This is a genomic window from Streptomyces sp. NPDC004561 (genome assembly GCF_053602155.1).
Genome location: NZ_JBSGDB010000651.1, coordinates 1 through 4,036, shown reverse-complemented (window position 1 = coordinate 4,036; position 4,036 = coordinate 1). Strand labels below are relative to the sequence as shown.

Annotated in this window: 4 protein-coding genes and 1 pseudogene; 4 read left to right on the top strand and 1 reads right to left on the bottom strand. The window is 73.0% G+C overall.

The window, feature by feature from the left end:
- Positions 1-88: 88 nt before the first annotated feature.
- Both ACWEN3_RS42855 and ACWEN3_RS42850 read left to right on the top strand, forming a co-directional pair.
- Positions 89-561 (top strand): annotated as a pseudogene (locus ACWEN3_RS42855) (LLM class flavin-dependent oxidoreductase); the annotation flags it as partial.
- A gap of 41 nt (positions 562-602) precedes the next feature.
- Positions 603-1,091, top strand: coding sequence for a GNAT family N-acetyltransferase (locus tag ACWEN3_RS42850; protein WP_452983079.1), 489 nt, complete (start codon positions 603-605; stop codon positions 1,089-1,091).
- Positions 1,092-1,149: 58 nt separating this feature from the next.
- Here ACWEN3_RS42850 and ACWEN3_RS42845 read toward each other — a convergent pair whose 3' ends face one another.
- On the bottom strand, positions 1,150-1,647 hold the full coding sequence (locus tag ACWEN3_RS42845) for a DinB family protein (RefSeq protein WP_452983076.1): 498 nt from the start codon (positions 1,645-1,647) through the stop codon (positions 1,150-1,152).
- Positions 1,648-1,699: 52 nt separating this feature from the next.
- Between ACWEN3_RS42845 and ACWEN3_RS42840 the strand changes: the two genes are divergently transcribed.
- Together ACWEN3_RS42840 and ACWEN3_RS42835 are read left to right on the top strand one after the other, a co-directional pair.
- Positions 1,700-2,485 (top strand): class I SAM-dependent methyltransferase, encoded by a 786-nt coding sequence (locus ACWEN3_RS42840; protein ID WP_452983073.1) that lies wholly within the window; start codon positions 1,700-1,702, stop codon positions 2,483-2,485.
- 733 nt (positions 2,486-3,218) lie between these two features.
- Positions 3,219-4,036, top strand: an 818-nt coding sequence (locus ACWEN3_RS42835; RefSeq protein ID WP_452983070.1) for an isoprenyl transferase, incomplete at its 3' end; no start/stop codon positions are given.

The following is a 4,036-nucleotide window of genomic DNA, read 5'->3' as shown; positions in this document are numbered from 1 at the left end:
ACCCCCCGGATCATGAACAACAAGGGGGGGAAGTCATGCCGGACCCGAAGGCCGGAGGCCCCGTTGCGGAGCCATGAAGACGGTAACGGGGGGGCGGTACGTCACCCTGGACGACGTGGCGCTCGACTGGCCGCCGGAGCGCGCGGTGCCCGTGCTGGCCGGCGCCACCGGGCCGCGCACGCTCCGCCTCTGCGGTGCCAGGGCCGACGGCACGCTCCTCACCGCCGCCACCTCCCCGGACGGCGTACGGCGGGCCCGGCGGCTCATCGAGGAGGGCCGGCGGGAGGCCGGACGGGACGAGCCGCACCGGGTGGTCGTGTATCTCCTCGCCGCCACCGGGGCCGGCGCCGCCGGCCGGCTGGGGGCGGAACTGGCCGCCGAGGGAGTGGAGCCGGGGTCCGCGCGGGTGTCGCGGGCGACGCGGGTGCCGTGGCCGAGGCGGTGCGGCGGCTGGCCGAGGCCGGCGCCGACACCGTGGTGCTGCAGCCGACGGCGGACGAGCCCGACCCGGAGGGCTTCGTGCGGTTCGCCGCCGAGGAGGTCCGGCCCCTGGTGGCGTGAGACCGCGGGGCGTTGTCAGTGGCGGCTGCCACACTGCCGGCATGACCGACGAGCATGGCGAAGTGGGGCTGCGGGACGTCACGGACGACGATCTGTACGTCCTGCTCGCCCACGAGCACGACCCGGAGGCCGTACGGCGGTCGAGGTTCACCCCCCGGCCCCGGGACGCCTTCCTCCGGCACTGGCGCGAGCGCGTCCTCGGCGACCCCGACTGCCTCGTGCGGACGGTCACCGTCGGCGGCGAGGTCGCCGGGAGCGTCGTCTCCTGGACGCAGGACGGGCGGCGGTTCGTCGGCTACTGGCTCGGGCGGCCGTACTGGGGCCGCGGCGTCGGCACCCGCGCCCTCGGCCTCTTCCTGGAACTGGAGCGCGTGCGCCCGCTGTACGCCGATCCCTTCACCGGCAACACCGCCTCCGTCCGCCTGCTGGAGAGACACGGCTTCGAGCGGTCCGGCACGGTCCGGCACGGGGAGGACGAGCACGTCCTGCTCGTCCTCCCCGGCGGTCAGGGCGGCGACGGCGGCCGATGACCAGGGCCCCGGCCCACTTCCGGGCAGCCTCCCGGTCGCCGGCCGGGGTACGGCGCGGTCAGCCGGTGCCGGTGACCGGCGGGTGGTCGCCGGTCGCGCCGTCGATCAGCTCCCGCACGATGTCCATGTGCCCGGCGTGCCGCGCGGTCTCCTCGACCATGTGCACCAGGACCCAGCGCAGCGAGACCGTCTCGTCGCGCCAGGCCGGGCGGCCCGGGGTGTCGAGCGGCAGCTCGGCGATCGTCCGGTCGGCGGCGGCGCGGGCCCGGCCGTAGAAGGCCACGATCCGCTCCGTCGACTCCTGCGGACCGACGCGCATGTCGTCGTACGGGTCGAACCAGAAGGGCTCCGCCTCGCCTCCGAACGTCTGCACGAACCAGCCGTACTCGACCGCGGCCAGATGCTTCACCAGGCCCAGCAGATTGGTCCCGGTCGGGGTCATCGGCCGACGCAGCTGCTCGTCGTCGAGGCCGTCCAGCTTCCACAGCACGGCGTCCCGGTGCCGGTCCAGGCTCGCGCGCAGCGTTTCCTTCTCTCCGGCGGTGTGAGTCGTCATGCGGGCGGAAATTAGCAGGCCCCGCCGACAACGTCCTGCGACGATGGCGGTCATGGCAGTGAACCGTGCGTTCGAGGACCTCGTGGCCGAAGGGGCCGCCGCGCCCACCGAGGGGTGGGACTTCTCCTGGTTCGAGGGGCGGGCCACCGAGGCGCGGCCGTCGTGGGGGTACGCCCGCTCGGCGGGGGAGCGGCTGGCCGGGGCCGGGTCCGCGCTCGACATCCAGACGGGCGGCGGCGAGGTGCTCGACTTCGCCCTCGCCGCGGCGGAGCCGGCCCGGCCGGTGCTGGTCGCCGCCACGGAGGGCTGGCCACCGAACGTGGCGAAGGCCACCGCCCTGCTGCGCCCGCGCGGCGCGGTGGTCGTCGCCGCCCCGGACGACGCGCCGCTGCCGTTCGCCGACGAGGCGTTCGACCTGGTGCTCAGCCGGCATCCGGTGGTCCCGCACTGGGGCGAGATCGCCCGGGTGCTGCGGCCCGGGGGCACGTACTTCGCCCAGCACGTCGGGCCCGCCAGCGCCTTCGAGCTGGTCGAGTACTTCCTCGGGCCGCAGCCGGAGGCCGTGCGCGGCGGCCGCGACCCCGAGCGGGAGCGGGCCGGGGCGCAGGCGGCGGGACTGGAGATCGTGGACCTGCGGGCGGAGCGGCTGCGGATGGAGTTCCACGACGTCGCCGCCGTCGTCCACTTCCTGCGCAAGGTGGTCTGGATGGTCCCCGGCTTCACGGCCGAGGCGTACGAACCCCGGCTCCGGGCGATGCACGAGCGGATCGAGAAGGAGGGCCCGTTCGTCGCGCACAGCACGCGGCACCTCTTCGACGCGCGCAAGCCGCGCCGTTGACGAACCGGGCGGACCGGGCGAACGGCGGCGCGGTTCACCTCTCGTTCGCCCACGGTTTCCACATTGTTATCGGGTGCGGTTCACTTCCGTCCCGCCCGTCACGTAGGTTCAGGCCAAGGTAATTCACGCCAGCAAAGCTGCGCGGGCGGCACCGCGCGGTGGAGGGGGCTGCGCGGTGCCGTGAGCCCGGTGATCGTCCCGCGGCCGTGTAGCGGAACCGTCAAGTCACCGTTCGCTGACCGGGTCGCCCGTCGGGGGGACCCCGGACAACACGCCGACGGGTCCCCAAGATGGCGCAAACCGACCGGATCTCTTCGTATCCGGCTGGAAACCCCCGAGATTCCGCTGTGAATCGGCCATGAAAGCTCCCTGAATCCGCCATTCCGCACCCATCGGGGCGTCGTCGAATGACTTCGGAGAGTAGTTGTGGCACGCCGATGCACCCACCATCCCTTACGAAGGGTTATGGTGGAAACCCCCCCTCGGGCCGGTCCGTCTCCCCCCCACGGACCGGCCCGTTTTTTCTCCCGCGACGTCCGGGAACCTCCGGACACCGGGCCGGCGTCCCCCACCCGGGGTGCGTGGCGAACCGCGCGAAAAGACCCCCGTCGGCCCGTGCGGAGCCCTGAACCGCGCCCCCGGACCCCCAAACCCCGGGCCACGGCCGGGCCCGCGGCGGGGGTAGTCTCAACAGCCCGGCACCGTACCCCGCGCCAAACCCCCGGAGGGCCACGTGAACCTGCGCGACAATCTGCGCAGCCTGCTCGTCAGGCTCTACGCACGCCGGGTGGAGGGTCACCTGGACCACGACCAGGTGCCCAAGCACATCGGCGTCATCATGGACGGCAACCGCCGCTGGGCGAAGGCCGCAGGATCCACCACGGTCCACGGCCACCGCGCCGGTGCCGAGAAGATCGAGGAGTTCCTCGGCTGGTGCACCGAGACCGACGTCGAGGTCGTCACCCTGTGGCTGCTGTCCACGGACAACTTCGACCGCCCGCAGGAGGAACTGGTCCCCCTGCTCGGCATCATCGAGGGCGTCGTACGGGCCCTCGCCGCCGACGGCCGCTGGCGCGTGCACCACGTGGGCACCATGGACCTGCTCCCGCCGGCCATGCAGGCCACCCTCAAGGAGGCCGAGGAGGCGACCGCCCACGTCGACGGGATAGTGGTCAACGTCGCCATCGGCTACGGCGGGCGCCAGGAGATCGCCGACGCCGTGCGCTCCATGCTCCTCGACGCCCAGGACAAGGGTGTGGCGATGGAGGACCTCGCCGAGTCCGTCGACATCGACATGATCGGCCGTCACCTCTACACCGGGGACCAGCCCGACCCGGACCTCGTCATCCGCACCAGCGGCGAGCAGCGGTTGTCCGGATTCATGCTCTGGCAGACCGCGCACTCCGAGTACTACTTCTGCGACGTCTTCTGGCCCGCCTTCCGCAAGGTCGACTTCCTGCGCGCCCTGCGCGACTACGCCGCACGTCCCGTTGCCGTTGATGTCCAGACACCGGCCGAGCGTGCCGAGAGAACCGTCGGCGCGGTGGGTCC

Coding starts and splice junctions, on each gene's coding strand:
- ACWEN3_RS42850 (WP_452983079.1), top strand. CDS start 603: ATGACCGACGAGCATGGCGAAGTGGGGCTGCGGGACGTCACGGACGAC.
- ACWEN3_RS42845 (WP_452983076.1), bottom strand. CDS start 1,647: ATGACGACTCACACCGCCGGAGAGAAGGAAACGCTGCGCGCGAGCCTG.
- ACWEN3_RS42840 (WP_452983073.1), top strand. CDS start 1,700: ATGGCAGTGAACCGTGCGTTCGAGGACCTCGTGGCCGAAGGGGCCGCC.